The 15,588-nt window shown below is 35.3% G+C and carries 12 protein-coding genes, 1 tRNA gene and 1 pseudogene; 7 read left to right on the forward strand and 7 right to left on the reverse strand.

What is annotated here, in order from left to right; translation table 11 throughout:
* Positions 1–332 precede the first annotated feature (332 nt).
* Together RGRSB_RS00295 and RGRSB_RS00300 are read right to left on the reverse strand one after the other, a co-directional pair.
* The gene (locus tag RGRSB_RS00295) at positions 333–1,574 is read right to left on the reverse strand and encodes an FAD-dependent hydroxylase (protein WP_119259323.1); all 1,242 of its coding nucleotides are present in this window, start codon (positions 1,572–1,574) and stop codon (positions 333–335) included.
* A gap of 634 nt (positions 1,575–2,208) precedes the next feature.
* Positions 2,209–3,129: an alpha/beta fold hydrolase gene (locus tag RGRSB_RS00300; RefSeq protein WP_119259324.1), complete on the reverse strand. Its 921-nt coding sequence runs from the start codon at positions 3,127–3,129 to the stop codon at positions 2,209–2,211.
* A 147-nt stretch (positions 3,130–3,276) separates the two neighbouring features.
* Here RGRSB_RS00300 and RGRSB_RS00305 point away from each other — a divergent pair, with 147 nt between their 5' ends.
* From RGRSB_RS00305 to prmC, 5 genes are all read left to right on the forward strand, one after another.
* Positions 3,277–3,804 (forward strand): GNAT family N-acetyltransferase, encoded by a 528-nt coding sequence (locus tag RGRSB_RS00305; RefSeq protein WP_119259325.1) that lies wholly within the window; start codon positions 3,277–3,279, stop codon positions 3,802–3,804.
* A 113-nt stretch (positions 3,805–3,917) separates the two neighbouring features.
* Positions 3,918–3,991 (forward strand) — tRNA-Pro (locus RGRSB_RS00310).
* Between the two features lie 312 nt (positions 3,992–4,303).
* A complete protein-coding gene (locus RGRSB_RS00315) occupies positions 4,304–5,068 on the forward strand; it encodes a Tic22 family protein (protein ID WP_119259326.1) in 765 nt (254 codons plus the stop codon).
* 92 nt (positions 5,069–5,160) lie between these two features.
* Entirely contained in the window at positions 5,161–5,889 is a 729-nt protein-coding gene (locus RGRSB_RS00320; protein ID WP_119259327.1) for a Tic22 family protein, read from the forward strand.
* Between the two features lie 2 nt (positions 5,890–5,891).
* The gene (gene prmC, locus RGRSB_RS00325) at positions 5,892–6,821 is read left to right on the forward strand and encodes a peptide chain release factor N(5)-glutamine methyltransferase (protein ID WP_119259328.1); all 930 of its coding nucleotides are present in this window, start codon (positions 5,892–5,894) and stop codon (positions 6,819–6,821) included.
* Here prmC and RGRSB_RS00330 read toward each other — a convergent pair.
* Together RGRSB_RS00330 and RGRSB_RS00335 are read right to left on the reverse strand one after the other, a co-directional pair.
* Positions 6,818–8,704: an ArnT family glycosyltransferase gene (locus tag RGRSB_RS00330; protein WP_119259329.1), complete on the reverse strand. Its 1,887-nt coding sequence runs from the start codon at positions 8,702–8,704 to the stop codon at positions 6,818–6,820. The two genes, prmC and RGRSB_RS00330, sit on opposite strands and share 4 nt — an antisense overlap.
* A 39-nt stretch (positions 8,705–8,743) precedes the next feature.
* Positions 8,744–9,337, reverse strand: coding sequence for a phosphatase PAP2 family protein (locus tag RGRSB_RS00335; protein WP_232014533.1), 594 nt, complete (start codon positions 9,335–9,337; stop codon positions 8,744–8,746).
* 554 nt (positions 9,338–9,891) lie between these two features.
* Here RGRSB_RS00335 and RGRSB_RS00340 point away from each other — a divergent pair.
* A complete protein-coding gene (locus RGRSB_RS00340) occupies positions 9,892–10,146 on the forward strand; it encodes a hypothetical protein (RefSeq protein ID WP_119259331.1) in 255 nt (84 codons plus the stop codon).
* 469 nt (positions 10,147–10,615) lie between these two features.
* Here RGRSB_RS00340 and RGRSB_RS10330 read toward each other — a convergent pair whose 3' ends face one another.
* Positions 10,616–10,819 carry a ferrochelatase gene (locus RGRSB_RS10330; protein ID WP_420822997.1) on the reverse strand — a complete coding sequence of 68 codons (204 nt, stop codon included), beginning with the start codon at positions 10,817–10,819 and terminating at the stop codon, positions 10,616–10,618.
* Positions 10,807–11,841: pseudogene (gene hemH / locus RGRSB_RS00350) on the reverse strand (ferrochelatase); the annotation flags it as partial. The gene RGRSB_RS10330 and the pseudogene hemH, both read right to left, overlap by 13 nt.
* Positions 11,842–12,630: 789 nt before the next feature.
* Between hemH and RGRSB_RS00355 the strand changes: the two are divergent.
* Positions 12,631–13,191, forward strand: a complete 561-nt coding sequence (locus RGRSB_RS00355) for a YqeG family HAD IIIA-type phosphatase (protein ID WP_119259334.1) — start codon at positions 12,631–12,633, stop codon at positions 13,189–13,191.
* A 1,012-nt stretch (positions 13,192–14,203) separates the two neighbouring features.
* Here the strand turns inward: RGRSB_RS00355 and RGRSB_RS00360 are convergent.
* Positions 14,204–15,193: an adenosine kinase gene (locus tag RGRSB_RS00360; RefSeq protein WP_119259335.1), complete on the reverse strand. Its 990-nt coding sequence runs from the start codon at positions 15,191–15,193 to the stop codon at positions 14,204–14,206.
* Positions 15,194–15,588: the final 395 nt, after the last annotated feature.

The raw sequence follows: 15,588 nt of genomic DNA on the forward strand, positions 1-15,588 counted from the left end.
AATCAATGTAGTTTATCTATCATTAGTTAATTCTTGATTCAGAGACTGTTTCTAAACGAAACTTTAAGTAAAATATATTCGTAAGATACAGTTCTTTAGGTGATTTCTCTCTTTTTTCGCTTTAAACTACTTGAATAGTTTTTTCAGGATGTTAATTAAGTACAAGAACACACCATATAGTCATTTTCAGGTAAATATTATAAATAGTCTTCTCTACAAATTTCTTTAGATAAAGAACAAATTTACTAATTTGCTGATCTTATCATTTTTCTCAAATTCAGAGAAAAATTGATTAAACCTAAAAAATTAGAATTATTAACTTTATTCATTGTTTATCTAAGTAATTGAGGCATTTTCCCAAGTAATCCTGTCATTAATTGCAAAGAAAAACGTTTAACTAAAGGAAAAGTGTTAATCAACCACAATCCTAACCGACGCAGGATCATTAATAACCACCACTGATTAGAAAATAAGCGATTCAAAAAGTCAGTGAACCCTAATATAACCCAATTCTCGTTTCTGCGCCAGCGTTCATAACGTTTTAAAACCTTCAAACTTCCGATATCCTCTCCTTGTTGATGAGCTTTTTGTAAAACCTCTGCCAAAGCCGCTACATCTCGGATTCCTAAGTTTAATCCTTGTCCCCCCAAAGGATGACAGCAGTGTGCAGCATCCCCTACTAGAGCGAGTCTATGGTCTGTATAGCGTTCACTCTGCATTAACTGAACTGGAAATATAAAGCGATCGCTGACTAATTCTAATTCTCCTAAAAGTCCTCCAGTACGTCGCTGTAGCTGACTCAAAAACTCTGTTTCGTCTAATTCTTTAATTGTTTTTGCTTGGTCGTGAGGGGCTGTCCAAACAATTTGACAACGATTTCCAGGAAGAGGTAAAATCCCCATTGGTCCCGAATACCAAAACCGTTCAAACGCCATGTCATTGCTCGGGGCGTTATGTTTAACGGTAAAAGTAACACAAGACTGCCAATATTTCCACCCTTGAGTTTTAATACCCACCCCTAAACGTATTGGTGATCGCGCTCCGTCAGCTCCTATCACTAATTTACTACGAATTTGCTGTAATTGCCCCTCCACTTCAACTTTTATTACGGCCTCCGTATCTTGGTAGTCCACGGCTATCACTTCAGCCGGACATAACCATCGAATTTCAGAGGAGTCGGCAATCGCTGTTTGTAGGGTTTCTAGGAGTACTTGATGTTCTCCCACATAGCCCAAATAATCTTTTCCAATATCGGTCTTTTGGAACTCAACCACCTGTGGATAATCGGCATCAGAAAGGCGAATGGAGTTAAATTTTCCAACTTTAGGAAGTATTTTCTCCCAGATCCCAATTGCATCTAAAATACGCACGGACAGTAGTGAAAGAGCATAAGCTTGAGGTTTGCTGGAGAACTTTACCTGGACCTGAGCCTCAATAATAACGATTTTTAACCCAGATGTTTTGAGAGCTGTAGCTAAAGTAGTACCAACAATTCCTCCCCCCACAATAGTAAGATCGTAGTCTGCAGTGTGGTTAGAAAGTGAAATAGAGGAGCTTAGCTGATCGACAGTCATTTTTAAGTATTTCTTCAGAAAAGTATTAAAAAACATACACTTCTTAATTGTGACGTGAATTTTCTGAGTACGCAAGGTCACTAGTCTGCATTTTTATTGAGAACGAAGTATTTGGGCATTATATCCGTCAGGTTAGAATCTAACTGACCATAGGGGATTAATGTCTGATGTTTGACGCCTGACTTTTACCAAATTAGCTACTCCGATTCTCCAAAATAACCCTACCAAAGTCTCCAAACTAACATTCTGGACCAATTTTGGAACAGTAGAGGCCTTTTCTACTTCAGGGGGAATAATGAGCTGCTAAGAAGCTATTTTTTGTTAATAGACTTTATAGTGTATTTTTTGGAAAGTAGTCAGGAGATGAGTAAGAAGATTATTGTTTATAGTCAATTTTTGCTGTGAGTTATTATAATTGCGGATAAAAATAGATATTTTTTGTATTTAGTGTTAAAAACTTTATATTTCTTTGGTAATAGCCATCTTTTTCTAACGATCAAATCTCAACTTAGTTTGCTATCTCGATAAATTGCTGCGGAAGGGACAAATGTAAGTTACTAGGAGATACCCCAAGATAATCTGGATTAATCCCTTAGTTTACCAATAGAAACTTCGTCAATAAATAGAGGAAATTTTAATTATAGCTCATGAGAATTTTCAACATCTTCTCCCCTAATATTTCCGGTTGTTCTATCATAGACATATGACCACAATTAGCTAGTTCAATAACATTACTCCCCTGAACCTCAAAAAGAGGATGAAAACTAGCTAAATAGCGAACATATTTAGGCTCCATTACTGTGTCTTTGTCCCCAGCCAAAAAATAAACAGGTTGTTGCAGACGAGACACTATTTGGGGGAGTAGGTGAACTCCGATCTCTGTTGTAGAATCAAGTAAAGATCCCAAAGCGGCCTGAGGATCTGCTTTAAGCAAATCTAGAACCCGTTGTCGTCTCCAACGTCTTTCTAAAGGACGGGCTATCATAAGGCGAGAAAAAAGTATATCAATCAGAGGCACATAGGATAGCCAACTTGGTCTACGTTTGATTAACTGTTCTCCAGCTGAGCGAAATCGTTCGAATTCCTCCTTGAGGTAAATTCCACCCCCTGAATTAAGACAAATAACTCCCTGAACAGTTTCAGGACAAACATCAGCCCCCCATAAGGCAATGCTACCCCCCAGAGAATGTCCAATAAGCCAAGCTCTCTCAATAGAAAATTTTTGTAGTAGAACACTTAAGTCTTGAGCATAAGCTCCTAAGCCGTAAGGAGAACTATCATTAGTTAAACTAGAGTTTGCTCGCTGAAATGAAGTTCCCCAATCGATTACTCTATCTCGATTCAAAGCTTTTCGAACTTGCTGAGAGTCACCGAACCCTCGGAGATCATAAATTAGACAAGGATAGTTAGGTGCTAATTGCTCAATTAACGGAAGCCAATATTGACGGCTCAATAACCATCCATGAATAAAAATAAGTACAGGGGTAGATGGTTGAAAAGACGGGGATGTGAACTCATAGGCGTGAGGAACTCCCAAAATGTCGATAGTTGGCATGTTTTTATCCTAACCTGATGAGAAGGCCTTTTGTATCGATATAATGATTTGAGAAAAAATTTACGGTTTGGTGTTTACTTAAAAACTACACAGATAGCCTAAATACAGTATAAATTAAAGAGAACATCAAAGCTTAGCCGTGTCGGCATGGTCTTTTGGAAACGATTGTTTAGTAACTCTTCTGACTCAGTCACCTCTGCTCTAAATTCGAATTTTAAAGGAGAATTCCTAGATATAGAAGGCGAGACAAACAGTCAACGGCGCATTTTCTTAAGTACCGAACGGGACATTAATCTCTACGAACTCGAAGAATTATGTGATGCTGTTGGCTGGGCGCGTCGTCCCCTACGGAAGGTGAAACAGGCCTTAAATCATAGTTTTCTTGTAGTCTCTATGTGGGAAGTTGAGAAAAATCAGAGGCGTTTGGTTGGATTTGCCCGTGCAACTTCCGACCACGCTTTTAACGCCACGGTTTGGGACGTGGTTGTTCACCCAAGTTGCCAAAATAAGGGGCTTGGAAAAGCCCTAATCAAATATATGATTCACCAACTTAGGAATAAGGATATTAGTAATATTACTCTGTTTGCTGATCCTCAGGTAATAGATTTTTATCGTCGTTTGGGATTTGTTTTAGACCCTGAGGGCATCAAAGGGATGTTTTGGTATCCCAATTAGACATCTTCAAAAATTGAGATTTAGCTCTGATAATCTAAGGATCTTAAGTTAATCTCTTGTAGAGATCTATTGATGATTTTTGAGTATCTAGGCTATAATAAATAAGCGCGATACGGGATGTAGCGCAGCTTGGTAGCGCGCCTGCTTTGGGAGCAGGATGTCGCAGGTTCGAATCCTGTCATCCCGACTTTAACCGGATTACCCGCAACTGCACTGCCTTTGATGTTCCATTACCTCTATAAATATAAGTTTGTTATGATGAGATGAAACTGGGTAGGAACTCGGTTTTAGCGAAGTCCGTCCTACTCTGAGTAGAGGTCCGGTTGTGTGTCGAAAAACTTCTAAATCTCAATTACCTCGAGTAGCAAAGCCACTATGAAAACAACAGATTTGTAAGAGATAAATCTTCTAAACCTAAACTTGTGCCAAAAAAGTTAGTTAATTTTTGTCGGTTATTAAGTATACGTATAGTCAATTATAAAATTTGAGGTTAACTTCTATGAAATCATTCATCCGTAGCAGTGTCACTCTAGGATTAGTTGGAAGTTCTGTGATGATTTATTCTTTGTTAAATTCTAGTCTGAGTGTTTTGGCATTAACTCCAGAACAAATTGTACAGAAACTTAATCAAGTTCCTGTATTTACTATTGGTAACAGTAAAGAAATACTATTGTCTACCGACAATAACAAAAAAACATTTGTCACTTATCTGAGTCATCAAGATGCTCAGCAGGTTGTTGAGCAAATCACTAAAGAAAATCCTGGAAGTAAGGCAGAAGTAATTACTATTCCTTTAGGTAAGGTTTATGAATTACTAAAAAGTAAGGAAAAAAGCAAATCCCAAGAACCTCCTGATCTATTTACCTTTATTCCTTTAAAAAAGGAACTTCCCTCAGCTTTATCAATTCTTAAACAAGAAGATCCTAGTGCTAAAAATTTCCCTGGAATCCCTTTGTTTTATGGGATGATAAAAGTTGATGAACAGGAGACTTTTTTGTCTATAAAAGATGGAAAGAAAAGTTTTACTCCTTTTTACTTTGAGAGAGAATCTCTACAAAAATTAATTGACAATATTAAACTACAACAACCCAAATTTGCTTCATCTATAGAGGTTAAAGTCACTCCATTGGGAGGAATTGTTTCGGCTTTTGAAAGTGATGACAAACAACAAGAAGACTTCGTAAAAAGTGTGGTCCTTGTCCCTTCCCAAGAATCAGCAAAGAAACTATTAGAAACATTCAAACAAAATCAGCAAACAGAGTAGAAATAAAAAATCCAGTAATGCCATTAATTTATTAACATAAAGGACGATTTTCCATCAGTTTTTAATAAAAAGTATTAAATTGTTATAAAAATATGAAAACTTTGATTCGTTGGGGTGCCACTCTAGGATTAGTCACTAGTACAGTTTTGTATTTTTGCTTGAATCAGCCGCGTTCTGCTTTTGCCTTGCCTCAAGAAGAAATTTTCAAGTTACTCCGTGGAATTCCCGTATTCATGTTAGTAGACGACAAAAATGTCCCTTTGGGAGGAAAAGTAGATGAAAAAACAGTGTTTACTAACGTTTTTATGAGCAAACAGAATGCTCATGAATTTTTGATTCAACTTGGAAAAGACAAGCCCTCTATTGCTGATCAATATAAAGTAGAACTCATCTCTTTAGGTGCAATCTATGAAGTTTCTCAAAAAAATTCTAATGAATCCCAACGATTAGCACTTCAATATATTCCTACCAAAACTGAAGTTGAGGCTGCTAAACCTATTCTAAGTGAAGATGGGAAGGAATATAGAGGGGGCGTTCCCCTATATATCCTTAAAGGAGGACCTGATCAAAACTATCTAACAATCAAACAAGATGGGGAAACTATTGTTCCTCTATTTTTTGAAAAAAATACACTTCAACAAGTTATTGATAACCTAAAACAACAGGAATCTGATCAAGTTTCTAATATCAAAATAGAAGTAATTTTACTAGGAAATTTAATTGGTACCCTGGAAAAAGAAGATAATGAGTTTTTCAGGAAGATTCGGTTATGGCCATCTGAGGAAATGATGAGAATCATTCAAGAAAATCGCCAGAATTAACGATGGTAATAGAAAACTTGACTGAAGACAGTCAAAAAACTGCCGTATCGGGATTAGACCTAGCAACTTGGCGAGGTTGGGCTAAAACTGAATCAATAGCCGCCAACATCTCTCCTCAAGAAGTAGACTGGTTCCTTCAAGAAGTGGCAGAGTTAGACAGACTTTCATTGAAATTAGAGTCATTTCGGGAGCGATCACAGATTTTCCTGAAATTTCCCTTATCTCACTTGAACCAATTATGGCAGCATCGTCTAAAAGATAGGGTTCCTATTCAATATCTTGTCGGTGTAACTCCTTGGCGTAACTTCTCACTAAAAGTTGCTCGTGGAGTTCTTATTCCTCGTCCTGAGACTGAGTTAATCATCGATTTGGCTGTTCAAGCAGTCCAAAAGAGTTCTGTCCCTAACTTAAACTTAGGACATTGGGTCGATTTGGGGACTGGTAGTGGTGCAATTTCATTTGGATTAAGTATGATGTTTCCAGAAGCAAAAATCCACTCTGTTGACTATAGTAAAGTTGCCTTAGCTATTGCCAAAGAAAATGCTGAAAACTTAGGACTTTCTTCAAAAATCCAATTTTATGAAGGATCATGGTGGACTCCCCTGGAAAAATTGAAAGGTCAAATTAGTGGGTTGGTTTCTAACCCTCCTTATATTCCTACAGGGATACTGTCTCAACTTCAACCCGAAGTGAAGTATCATGAACCCTATTTAGCCTTAGATGGAGGCAAAGACGGTTTAGAGGCAATCCGCTATTTAGTAGATAGATCCCCTAATTATCTTCAGTCTGGGGGAATTTGGTTAGTTGAAATGATGGCAGGACAGGGAGAAAGTGTAGCTAAATTGTTAGAAGATTCTTCTGATTATCGCTCTATTAAAATATTGTCGGATCTAGCAGGAATTCAACGTTTTGCTTTAGCTTATCGTACTTAATTAGACTGTTTAATCAATACTTGTCTATCCAAAATTATTTGTGTTTTTATCCTAATTAATTGATAAGCAATACCTTCCCCAATAACTTGATAATCAGACGGTTTTAAAGCTAACTGTTCAAAATATCTAGGTTTAGCCACTATCAAGATAGTCGATGACATATTTTGATGATTGGCTTGCTCATTAAAATATTCAATTGCTCTACCACTATAAATATCAGTTTCAGTAATGGAATCAATGGTTTGTTGAGCATAATAAGTCATACTCGGACGCATAAAACCAATAAAAACTAATTTTTCTCCTGGTTTTTGTTCTTGTTTTACCAAGGTTCCAAGTTCTCTTAGAGGAAGTTGCCGTTGACTGTCAACAATCGGAGCAATAGGGAGTACAACCCAACTAAAAAAAGCAATAAACCCTAACAAATTTGCTGCCCAAATCCAGTGTCGATGATGTTTCCAAAATAGCAAAATTAAAATACCTAAAGCAGAAAATGACAAGATAATTCCACTATGGATGGGTGCACCTGATTCCTTTAATAACTCTCTAAACTGAGGCATCATTGGATCATAACCAATAAGTCTAGGGCTCATGAAACTTGCAACAGCTAATCCACTTAAAATTCCTACATTAGCTAATCCACTGAGCCAAAATAAAATTGTCCAAAGTCCTGACCATTTTTTTCCTTTTGTTGCCATTTGTTCACTCCAAAACAGTGTAATCATAATGGCTGCAGCTGGTATTAAAGGAAGAACATAACCAGCTAACTTAGTGACTGAACTTGAAAAAAATAAAAATATAATGACAAACCAAACGAAAGCGAATAAACCTAGTTGGTTTGAACGATGGGAGGAAACCCAAAGTCTCCGTTTCCAAAAACGTAAACGAGCAATGGCTAGTGGTAAGAAAATTGACCAGGGAACTAATCCAACTAAAACCACAAAAAAGTAATAATACCATGCCCCAGGATGACGACTAACAACACTAGTAAATCTTTGTATATTGTGCAATCCAAAAAAAGTCTTAATATATTCTTGTCCATGTTTTAAAGTAATAAGAATAAACCAAGGAACAGTAATAGCAATAAAGCTCCCAAGTCCCAATAACCAAGGAGTCTCTTTTACCACTTCAACTAAGCGATCAACAAACAATAGAAATGTAATAACGATAATCCCCGGAAGGACAATTGCTACGGGACCTTTAGCTAAAACACCTAAAGCCATAAATACCCAATATCCTACATACCACCAATTTGTAATGGATAATCCTAATCGCTTAGTAGAATTATTTTTAGGATGAGCATAACCAATAAAAAATGACAGTAATGCTAACCCAATATTGCTAGATAAGAACATATCAGAAACTGCTGTTCTTCCCCACGCAATCCAGAAAGGATTAAAAGCAACAATAGCTGCTCCTAAATTAGCTGAAAACCATAATTGATATGGATCGGACTGTACTTTCTCTTTTGTGGAAGTGTGAAAGGGTTTAAGGCTAAGAAATCCAAAATTGTGTAAACTATAAAAACTCAAACCTACTAAAGCAATCGCAAATAAAGCTGAGGGAAAACGAGCCGCCCATTCACTCACTCCAAATAGTTTAAAAGATAAAGAGATTAGCCAATAAGTTAAAGGCGGTTTATCAAAGCGAGTTTCGCCATTCCAATAGGGAGTTAACCAATCTCCTGTCATATGCATATGACGAGATGCGTCAACAAACATAGGTTCTGTTTTATCAATTAACCCAATAGTTCCTAAATCCCATAAAAAAGCGATCCAGCTGATTAATACCAGCCATAGAATAGAAAATGTCCAGAGTATTTTAGGAGATTTTCTTAAAAGGTTATATTTAGTTATAATCTGTTTATGCGCGTCCATTTTATCCATAAGAACATCCAATATAAATATTTTTAATAACTGAAATGACTAAAAACTACGATATTTTGTATCAACAGTCTTCAAAAGAAAAATAGATAAGGTAAAGGCGAGATAACCAACACAAAAACCAGCAATAACATCTGTTGCCCAATGAACGTGTAAATAAAGACTCGCCCAACCCATAAAAAAAATCAAAATAGTTGATATACTATACAGGTAAATAGTTAGTTTAGGAAACTTGAATGAAATCAAATAAGAAATGTATAAATATAGCATGAAGTTACCAGAAATGTGACCACTAGGGTAACTGTTTCCGTGAACATCAATTAATCCTGGAGCAGGACGAATTCGAGCAAATAAGGGCTTTAGAAACTTGTCAATTAAAATAATAATTCCCAGAGAAGAAACTGCTAAAACTTGGGCTTCTTTTAAGCAACGTTTCCAGAATAAAAAACCTAAACCACCTAAAATAAGAAAAATAACAACTTCAGCTTCTCCCGACAGATAAGAGACTTGCGCAAATTCAAGTAAACCAGGTTGACGAAAGTTGCGAACCCATTGTATAAAAGCTTCATCCCAAGCATCAAGATTTCCCTGAACAACCTCTTGATTCAGCCATAGTAATAGTAATAATACGCTCACAAATGACGCTAAACTCTTATTTATTATTGCTTTGCCAATCTTCTCCATCACACTCTTTCTTAGCTTTAGCTTCATATCTAGTTAGAGGTTAAAATTTGAGTAAGTATCACCATATAATAACACTCGGATTTATAAACGGCTTCGCCACTGACTTAATCTGAGATTACTATGATCCTTTCTAAGGATTAATCATCAATAACCCTATAAGAACAAGTTATCTTAAGATGAATATAGCGAGGTTAAACTTTTTTCATGAAATCTATGAAACTAGCACTTATGCGGTATTTTTGTTGTGTAATATATATGAAAGATTAGAGACCTCTACCAATTTACTATTAAGATCTCCAGGACCTCAAAATTCGGGTGGAACAATTTCTAATAGACAAATTTTTTTGAACCAAGAGAATTTATTAAGTCTTGTTTTAATGGACAAATGAAGTAAATAAGCGAATATCGTCTCAATTAATTTGCACTCTAAGTTTAGATTTTATCATTCAATTAACTATTGAAGTTAGAATTTGAAGAAATGAAGGAACAGTTAGTTATCTGTAAAATTGTTAAGAGGATTAACCTATCGTATTTTGATTCATGCCTTTATTACCGCAACCAAAATACTAGGCAGTATAGTTCGTGACTCCCGTCTTAATTGTGCCGAAGCCGGTGATGTTGTTAATGTTGAATACATTCTCATTAAAGTGATAAAAATCTCGGATAGAATTGCTCAAGATGAGGGAGATATTGAATTTTCTAACGCACTTCCCGGTCCAAAATCAATTGCACCCAAGCTTAAAAATGATCTCCAAGCCTAAAGTTGCGCTCTTGGTTGTTTTTAATAAATCTTAAACTTGTAGCACACCGTCACCTTTAACAAGATCAGATAATACCTCTTCATTAGTTTCTATAAATTTTTCTTCTGTTCCCTAATTATTGTTAATTTACATGAAAAAGTTTGTCGTCGTCCTGATTTAATTTAGGTCCTAGTTTTTTTATTAATCAAACGAGGCAATCTATTCTTTTAAAGAGTCAGTCAAGTAAGCTTAAATCTATTCGATTCTAGGCAACTTGACTTTACCTAGGGAAGCTATTTTATATCTTGATACACTATCAATTTACGCCCAAAAACCCTTATAACTAACTTTTAAAGATTTACTAATTTAGTTAATAACTATTAATGAATAAGCAAAAAAACAAGTAAGTCTAAATAAACTTAAAACAGAAAAAGTAGTTAAACAAAAGTGACCAGGCTAATGTTATTAGTAGTAAGATTTTAAGTTTCTATTACGACGAATAACTGCATAGAAGGTACAAGTATATTTTTGACAAAGATTTAGTTACCAATTTAGCTAAAGAATCAATAAAAACAGGGTAGATATTCAACGTAGGAATTCGATAAAAATTTTCAACTCTTGCTTCTTTAGCAATTTCCCAATATTCGATATCAATTTCTTGAAGAGTTTCAATATGTAATGTTTTTGAGTGCAAGATTTTAAGTTTCTATTAGGACGAATAACCGTATCAAAAGTACAAGGAGGTTCTTGAAGAGATTTAGTCACTAATTTAGCTAAAGAATTAATAAAAATGGGGTGGGTATTCAACGCAGGAACTCGATAAAAATTTTTAATTCCTGCTTCTTTAGCAACTTCCCGATATTCGATATCAATTTCTTGAAGAGTTTCAATATGTTCCGAAACAAAACTGATAGGAACTACTAATAAGTCTTTGACTCCTTTTTTCCCTAACTCTTTTAAAGAATCTTCCGTGTAAGGTTTAAGCCACTCCACCGGACCAACTCGACTTTGATAAGCTAAAGTGAAATCATTTGGTCGATTGAGGGTTTTCATGATTAGGTGAGTACAAGCTTCAATTTCTGCTTGATAGGGATCTCCGGCTTTATCAACATAACTTTGAGGGACTCCATGAGCACTGAAGAAGATATGGATATGACAAGGATTTTCACATTTATCTAATTCTCGAGTAATTAAATCGGCCATTGCTGTTAAATAATCTGGATGATCATACCAAGAGGGAATCAAAGTATAGTTAATCCGTGTGAGATCACTATCAGATTGCCACATTTCCTCAAGCACTCGGAAACTAGAGCCACTTGTGCTAATAGAAAATTGGGGATATAGAGGAAAAATGACTAGACGCTCTATGCTGTCTTGTTTAATGTGATTGATTGCCTCTTCAGTAAAGGGGTGCCAATAACGCATCCCAATATAAATTTGAGCATCTTGACCAATCTCTGCTAATTTTTTCCCTAGAGCTTTCCCCTGAGCTTCAGTAATCCTTCTTAAAGGGGAACCTCCCCCAATTTGTTCATAATTTTTCTTGGATTTTTCGCTTCTCAACCGAGAAATTAACCAAGCTAAGGGCTTTTGTAACCAAGGGAAAGGTAATCGAATGATTTCTGGGTCAGAAAATAGATTAAACAAAAAGGGGCGAACATCTTGTAATTGTTCCGGTCCCCCTAAATTTAGTAGTAAAACCCCGACACGATCCATAATTTTATGTAGATAAATAACATTTTCAGATTCTTTGTTAAGTTTAACAATATATAGGCTCACTATTGAGATTTCAGTGACAGAATACTCAATAATCTAGTGAGTTACATAAGTCAGGAGGTGACGAGTTGATCACAATTTTAAGAACCTGGAGTTATCAATATCCTTGATTACATAGCACTCTTTCTCGTTTAGCATCTCTGAATGTTGAAGGTGAAAGAGAGTTTTGTCATTTTACCATTGAAAATGTTCCTCTGAAGTCTGATACTAGGATTTGATATTTCTGCTATGGCAGAAGTCAAACCACTCACTTTCTACTGAAACAACTTGACTCAACGTCTTATTGACTTCCCTTTGTCGGACAGTTAAAGCTGTTTTTGAAGCCAATCATGTTAACGAGTGAGCTAAACAAATGCTTTTTGCTCAATCAAAATTTGCTTGAGTTCATACCAGGTTTGTTCTTGTTGCTCTCCACAAAATGGAAACTAAGCAACTTGAGGAAATTTTTAAAAAGTTTATCAGGTTCCTAATTCTGGAGAAGTTTTTGTTGTAATTGATTTATACAAGCCGATTAACCGTTTATTTTGTCAACCTTTAACTATTTTCGTGTGAACATTTGAAGTGAAGATAGCTTAGAAGTTACTAAACACTGACTTAGTGACAAAGTTAACTTCAGTAGGTTTTTGAGATTGTCAACAACGACTTTATGGAGAAGGAAATTTGCAAGTAATTCAAGTGAAGAAATAAGATTAAAAATGACCCCTCCATCATATTGAGGTAAATAAACGAATGTCCAAGACCAAATTATTACAACCTGATTTAGTTTTGGGAGATACTATTCTCGGTTTAACACCAGAAATTCTCACCCATTATCACATTAAAGGATTAGTCTTGGATGTAGACGAAACCTTGGTTCCCCTCCAACAAAGTCAAGTCTCCCAAGAACTTGAGCAGTGGATAGAAACTATTAGACAAATAGCTCCTATTTGGCTAGTCAGTAATAACTTAAGTGAAGGTCGCATTAGGAGAATTGCCAACACCTTAGCTTTACCCTACCTATTAGGGGCTATAAAACCTTCTCGACGCAAATTACGGCAGGCTGTCCAGGCAATGGAACTCCCGGTTGATGGTGTGGCTATGGTGGGTGATCGTTTATTTACCGATGTTCTGGCTGGTAATCGTTTGGGAATGTTCACCATCCTCGTAAAACCCATAACAGATGATACTACTGTAGCTGAGCGTTACCACCCAATTCACAATTTCGAAATCTGGCTATCTCGAATCTTAGGAGTATCTTTGATAGTTTCACAACATGAATTTACTAAAAATGATCGATCTTTAAAAGGTTAATTCTGAAAAACTTGATTTCCTACTTTAGGTCAGTCTTCTCGAGAAGAATTTAACTAAACTATCTTCAAATACTAACCCTTACTTTAAATGGTCTTAATACCATTTTATGATAATGTTGAATGTGATATAAGCACTATAAAATTCTCTCGTTTGAAAAAGTGCTTTTTTCCGATAAATATAGTATGCGAGATACAATGTCTATATCCATTTTGTAGTACAAACAGATTTCATTTACAATAAAAGTAGGCAAGTTAATGTCTATTGCTAACGCGTCACGTATTTTTGGTCAAACCAATAAGTGTCTTAGTTTTGTCAAAGTCTTAGTTCTGTCAAATTTTTTTCAAAAGTTTCTTTTTAGATTTTCTAAATTTTTATGGGGCAATTCTCATGCTTCTAAAATGTTAAGTATAATTTAAATATTTATCAAAATTCTTATGAACAAATTCAAAGATTTTTTCGCTTTCGCAAGTATGTATTCTTTTCCGAAAATAAAACGCGATTCATCAATAGATAATACTTTTCAGTAGATCATTTTTATATCTCCTAAAAGCCTTCTAATTAAGACTTTCAAGTCGCTGTCGTTACAATGTTTTTCAATTTTGTTGACTATAAGAACCTGTTATTATCCATCTCAACGATTGAAGATAATTAATTGCTATTCTCTAACAAATGTGTGTATTGTAATCCCTTTAATGGAAATATGACCACAAGTTTCCGTCCTCGTTACGGTTGTGATATTCCTAGTATCACATTAAGTTAATTTTAGCTGTTAGTATCTCTTTTTGAATGTTTTGACAATGGCATAGGGTAAATAAAGGGCAAAAATTCATTCCCAGGATAAACTTAAAAATGTTTATTTATGAATGATTATTGGACTGTATATATATTTCATATGGACACAGACAGTTGATGTTGGTTATCTATAAAATATCTCTGTGGTTAGAAATATTTTAAAAAGTGTAGAGATATTTAATCAAATGTCTCTACACTAAATTGTTAGTAAAAAAATCTTTTAACTTGTTAGTAAAGATTTTAACTTCTCAGTAGTTAAACGAGGTCCATAACTAGTAACAATACGAGAAGAAGCCCGTGAAGCGAGATCACCAGCTTGTCTATAGGTCATCCCGTGGGTGATCCCATAAAGAAATGCTCCTGCATACATATCTCCTGCGCCAACAGTATCAACAGCCTGGACGGGATAAGGAGCAATTTCAATTAATCCCTGACCATCAAAAACTAATGATCCCTTCGATCCACGTGTGATAGCAAACCCCTGAGCTATACTTTTTAAGTAGGCGATCATCTCAGAAAAATCTTCCGTATTAGATATTTTTGCGGCTTCTACTTCATTAGCAAAAATGAAATCTAATTTAGAGCCAATTATCTTTAATAACCCATTCTTAAAAAACTCCACTATGTTTGGATCAGATAAGGACAAGGTGGTTTTTACCCCTGAGCTTTCTGCAATTTCTCTAGCTTTAATAGCTGCTGCTTGAGAAGTTGGTGAAGTGACTAAATATCCTTCCAAGTAAAGATATTCAGAGTCAGAAATTGCTTCGAAGACTAATTCTTGTTCGGACAAATTGCCCGAAATACCTAAAAATGTGTTCATGGTGCGATCAGCATCAGGAGTCACCATAACTAGGCATTTTCCGGTGGTTCCCTCTTCGCCATCACTATTGTGTTCATTGGTGTCTAACCCACACTGGCGTAGATCTTCCAAATAAAATTTTCCTGCCTCATCTGCCGCCACTTTACAAGAATAAAACCCGTTACCACCAAACTGACTAATAGCTATCATGGTATTAGCAGCAGAGCCTCCACTACTTTGTTTACATGGTTGTCCATTCAGCTTTTTTATTAACTCCTCTTGACGGACTTCATCCACGAGAGTCATAACACCTTTATCAATGTTTAATACTTGAAGTAATTCTGGTGAAACTTTAAATTCTATATCTACTAAAGCGTTACCAGCACCATAAACATGATACTTTTTCTCCATGAATGCTTTCTTGTCTGACGACAAACCTCTAAAATGTTCAATCATATTCTAGGCTAACATAGAGTATTTTCATTACAATTTTGGTTATTTTAGCAATAAACAAAATTTTAGATGAGTTAATGATTAATCTTAATAAGATTTATTTTTACAATGTAAATTGATATGAATCATCGAAAAAATCGAAGTTATTTAACTATTTATCTTTAATTAATTTTTTAACCCTAGCTTTATCAATATGAAGAGTTACTAGAATCAAAAAATAATAATAACTAAATCTTAAATAACCAAAAAAAACTATAATTTTAAATGTAACTAGATTTTATTATTATTTTTTTACTGTAAAAATAATCTAAGATAGTTTCGATTTCAAGACTAGCTTAATTGATGATATAAAT

The sequence above is a fragment of the cyanobacterium endosymbiont of Rhopalodia gibberula genome, from assembly GCF_003574135.1.
GTDB lineage: Bacteria > Cyanobacteriota > Cyanobacteriia > Cyanobacteriales > Microcystaceae > Rippkaea.

Excerpts from the sequence above, each read along its gene's own strand:
- RGRSB_RS00295 (WP_119259323.1), bottom strand. The coding sequence starts at position 1,574 with ATGACTGTCGATCAGCTAAGCTCCTCTATTTCACTTTCTAACCACACT.
- RGRSB_RS00300 (WP_119259324.1), bottom strand. The coding sequence starts at position 3,129 with ATGCCAACTATCGACATTTTGGGAGTTCCTCACGCCTATGAGTTCACA.
- RGRSB_RS00305 (WP_119259325.1), top strand. The coding sequence starts at position 3,277 with ATGGTCTTTTGGAAACGATTGTTTAGTAACTCTTCTGACTCAGTCACC.
- RGRSB_RS00315 (WP_119259326.1), top strand. The coding sequence starts at position 4,304 with ATGAAATCATTCATCCGTAGCAGTGTCACTCTAGGATTAGTTGGAAGT.
- RGRSB_RS00320 (WP_119259327.1), top strand. The coding sequence starts at position 5,161 with ATGAAAACTTTGATTCGTTGGGGTGCCACTCTAGGATTAGTCACTAGT.
- prmC (WP_119259328.1), top strand. The coding sequence starts at position 5,892 with ATGGTAATAGAAAACTTGACTGAAGACAGTCAAAAAACTGCCGTATCG.
- RGRSB_RS00330 (WP_119259329.1), bottom strand. The coding sequence starts at position 8,704 with ATGGATAAAATGGACGCGCATAAACAGATTATAACTAAATATAACCTT.
- RGRSB_RS00355 (WP_119259334.1), top strand. The coding sequence starts at position 12,631 with ATGTCCAAGACCAAATTATTACAACCTGATTTAGTTTTGGGAGATACT.
- RGRSB_RS00360 (WP_119259335.1), bottom strand. The coding sequence starts at position 15,193 with ATGGAGAAAAAGTATCATGTTTATGGTGCTGGTAACGCTTTAGTAGAT.